This window comes from Streptomyces griseus (genome assembly GCF_001715295.1).
GTDB lineage: Bacteria > Actinomycetota > Actinomycetes > Streptomycetales > Streptomycetaceae > Streptomyces > Streptomyces griseus_G.
The window spans coordinates 1,425,206-1,428,949 of record NZ_MDKB01000001.1; the positions used below are offsets into that span (position 1 = coordinate 1,425,206).

A 3,744-nucleotide genomic window follows, 5' to 3' on the forward strand; every position below is an offset into this window, starting at 1 on the left:
ACGGGCCGAGTGAGGACACCACGTATTCGACGCACGCGGTCACTGTTCCGGGTGATGTGCGTACCCCGATCGGTGGGCCGGTGGATGGGACGACGGCCCATGTTCTGGACGGGAATCTGCGTCCGGTGGTTCTCGGGGCGGTGGGGGAGTTGTATCTGTCGGGGGCCGGTGTGACGCGTGGGTATCATGCGCGGCCGGGTTTGACGGCGGAGCGTTATCTTCCTGATCCGTTCTCCGTGGTGGGTGGTCGGATGTATCGGACGGGGGATCTGGTCCGGTGGCGTCCTGACGGGCAGTTGGAGTATCTGGGCCGGGTGGATGGCCAGGTGAAGGTCCGTGGTCACCGTGTGGAGCTGGGTGAGGTCGAGGAGGTTCTTCGTCGGCACGCGGTGGTCGAGGGTGCTGTCGTGGTGGCTCGTGAGGATGTGTCGGGGTCGTTGCGGCTGGTGGCTCATGTCGAGGTGCCGGGCGCGGAGGTGCCGGCCGATCTGGCCTCTCACGCACGGGCCTGGCTTCCCGACTTCATGGTTCCCTCCGTCTTCGTCGGCCTGGAGGAGTTCCCCCTCCTGCCCAACGGCAAGATCGACCGCTCCGCTCTGCCNACGGGCCGAGTGAGGACACCACGTATTCGACGCACGCGGTCACTGTTCCGGGTGATGTGCGTACCCCGATCGGTGGGCCGGTGGATGGCACGACGGTGCATGTTCTGGACGGGAATCTGCGTCCGGTTCCGTTGGGTGCGGTGGGGGAGTTGTATCTGTCGGGGGCCGGTGTGACGCGTGGGTATCATGCGCGGCCGGGGTTGACGGCGGAGCGTTATCTTCCTGATCCGTTCTCCGTGGTGGGTGGTCGGATGTATCGGACGGGGGATCTGGTCCGGTGGCGTCCTGACGGGCAGTTGGAGTATCTGGGCCGGGTGGATGGCCAGGTGAAGGTCCGTGGTCACCGTGTGGAGCTGGGTGAGGTCGAGGAGGTTCTTCGTCGGCACGCGGTGGTCGAGGGTGCTGTCGTGGTGGCTCGTGAGGATGTGTCGGGGTCGTTGCGGCTGGTGGCTCATGTCGAGGTGCCGGGCGCGGAGGTGCCGGCCGATCTGGCCTCTCACGCACGGGCCTGGCTTCCCGACTTCATGGTTCCCTCCGTCTTCGTCGGCCTGGAGGAGTTCCCCCTCCTGCCCAACGGCAAGATCGACCGCTCCGCTCTGCCCGACCCTGACCCCGGCACAGGCCACGCCACCTACCGCGCTCCCTCCGGACCGGCCGAGGAACTGGTCGCCGAGATCTGGCACGAAGTCCTCGAGGTCTCCGACATCGGCGCGGATGACGACTTCTTCGTCCTCGGCGGCCACTCCCTCCTCGCCACCCGGCTCACCCACCGGCTGGGCGAGGCGCTCGGCACCCACGTCCCGCTCCAGCTCGTCTTCGAACACCCCACACTCGCCGATCTCGCCGCCCACCTTCCGGCCGACAAGGAACAGGGAGGTACACCTGCGATCCCCCGGCTCGACCGGGCCCCGGAACCGGACGGCACACTCGTACTGCCGGCGTCGCTCGGCCAGGAACGTCTGTGGGTGCAGTGTGCGCTGGATCCGCAGGCCAACCTCGCCTATCACATCAGGGGCGCCGTCCACCTCCACGGGCCGCTGAACGAGTCCGCCTTGGTCACCGCCCTCCATCATCTCGCCCGGCGCCACGAAGCGCTGCGTACCTCGTTGCGCCAGATCGACGGCGTACTCCGCCAGGTCGTGGCGCCCGACCCCGAAGTGCCGCTTACCCGGGCCGCGACCACCGACTGGGAAGCGGTGATCGACGCGGAGACCCGGCGGACCTTCGATCTCTCCGTCGGCCCCCTCTGGCACATCACCCTCGTCAGTCACGAGCCCGAGCATCACGTCGTCGTCATGAGCCTGCATCACGCCATCGCCGATGGCTGGTCCCTCGACATCATCCTCCGCGAGCTCGCGCGGAGTTACGCCACACTCCTGCGTGCCCCCGGCACCGAGGCTCTCTCACCTGCACCCGTCCAGTACGCCGAAGCCGCTGCCTGGCAGCGCGAGGCGGCGCCGAAGGAACTGGAGTTCTGGCGCTCCCACCTGGAAGGTGTCTCCTCTGCCGACCTGCCGACCGACCGGCCCCGCCCCCCTCAGCAGACCTTCCGGGGTGACGCGGTCCCGCTGTCCCTTCCGCAGGAGGCACTGCTCAGTGCGGCGCGGGACGCGGCAACCACCTCGTTCACGGTCCTTGCGACAGCACTTGCTGTCGTCCTCGCCAAGCTCACCGACCGGTACGACGTCACCGTCGGCATACCCGTCGCCGGCCGCGACCACCCGGACACGGCGGAGGTCGTCGGGTACCTCGTCGACACCCTCCCGCTCCGCCTGCGTCCGGCCCCGGACGGCACTCTCGCCGAGGCCCTGGACGCGACGCGGACGCTGGTGGACGACATCCGCGCCCACCCGCGGATTCCCCTGGAGGAACTGCTCCGGGAAGTACGCCCGCACGGTGACCGCGGCCCGCTGTTCCAGGTGCTGCTTGCGGTCAACGGGACGCCGCCCCGTTACGAACTGGCCGACCTGGAAGTGAGCCCGGCTCCGGTTCCTTTCCGCACCACTCCCTACGACTTGGTGGTCCAGGCCGAGGAACGCGACGGTCGAGTCACCGGGCATCTGCTCTTCAACACCGATCTGTTCGAGCGTTCCACCGCAGTCCTCATAGCGGACCGGATCGCCGCGGTCCTGCACGCTCTGGCCGACCATCCTGGCCGGACTGTCGCCGAGGTGGATGTGCGGTCGGTGGGTGAGTGTGAGCGGGTGGGCGTGTTGTCGGTGGGTGTGCCGTTGGTGGGTTCGGTGGTTGGTCGGGTCGAGGGTGTGGTGGAGGGGGTGGTTGATCGGTTGGGTGGTGGTGGTGTGGCGGTGTGTTGTGGGGAGGAGGTGTTGTCGTACGGGGAGTTGGAGGAGCGTGCGAATCGGTTGGCCTGGGGTTTGCGGGGTCTGGGTGTGGGGCCTGGTGATGTGGTGGGTGTGTTGCTGCCCCGGTCGGTGGATTTGGTAGTTGCTTTGTTGGGTGTGTTGAAGTCGGGTGCGGGTTATGTGCCGATGGATCCGGGTTATCCGGGTGAGCGTGTCGAGTTCATGGTGGGGGACTCGGGTGTTTCGTTGGTGTTGAGTTCGGTGGCGGATTTCCCGGATGGTGGGCGTGTGGATCGTGTGCCGGCGGTGGGGTGTTCGTCGGATGTTGCCTATGTGATTTATACGTCGGGTTCGACGGGTCGTCCGAAGGGGGTGGTGATCGAGCATTCGCAGGTGGTGGCGATGTTGTCGTGGGCGGGGCGGGTGTTCTCGGGGGAGGAGCTGGCGGGTACGTTGGCGGCGACGTCGGTGTCTTTCGATCTTTCGGTGTTCGAGATTTTTGCTCCGTTGTCGGTGGGTGGGACGGTGTATCTGGTTCCGGATAATGCGTTGGATTTGATTGCGCATCCTGGCCGGTATGCGGGTGTGACGTTGGTGAATACGGTTCCGTCGGTGGTGCGTGAGTTGCTGGTGGCGGGTGCGGTTCCGCCGCGTGCGCGGACGGTGAATCTTGCGGGTGAGCCGTTGGCTCCTGGTCTGGTGGATGCGTTGTATGCGTATCCGGGGATCGGTGTGGTGAACAACTTGTACGGGCCGAGTGAGGACACCACGTATTCGACGCACGCGGTCACTGTTCCGGGTGATGTGCGTACCCCGATCGGTGGGCCGGTGGATGG

1 protein-coding gene and 1 pseudogene are annotated in these 3,744 nt (G+C 66.8%); both read left to right on the forward strand.

Annotation, left to right across the window (positions count from 1 at the left end; genetic code table 11):
* Positions 1–56: 56 nt before the first annotated feature.
* Positions 57–601, forward strand: a 545-nt coding sequence (locus tag BA175_RS32200) for an AMP-binding enzyme (protein WP_438947310.1), incomplete at its 3' end; no start/stop codon positions are given.
* A 1-nt stretch (position 602) separates the two neighbouring features.
* Positions 603–3,744: pseudogene (locus tag BA175_RS31630) on the forward strand (condensation domain-containing protein); the annotation flags it as partial.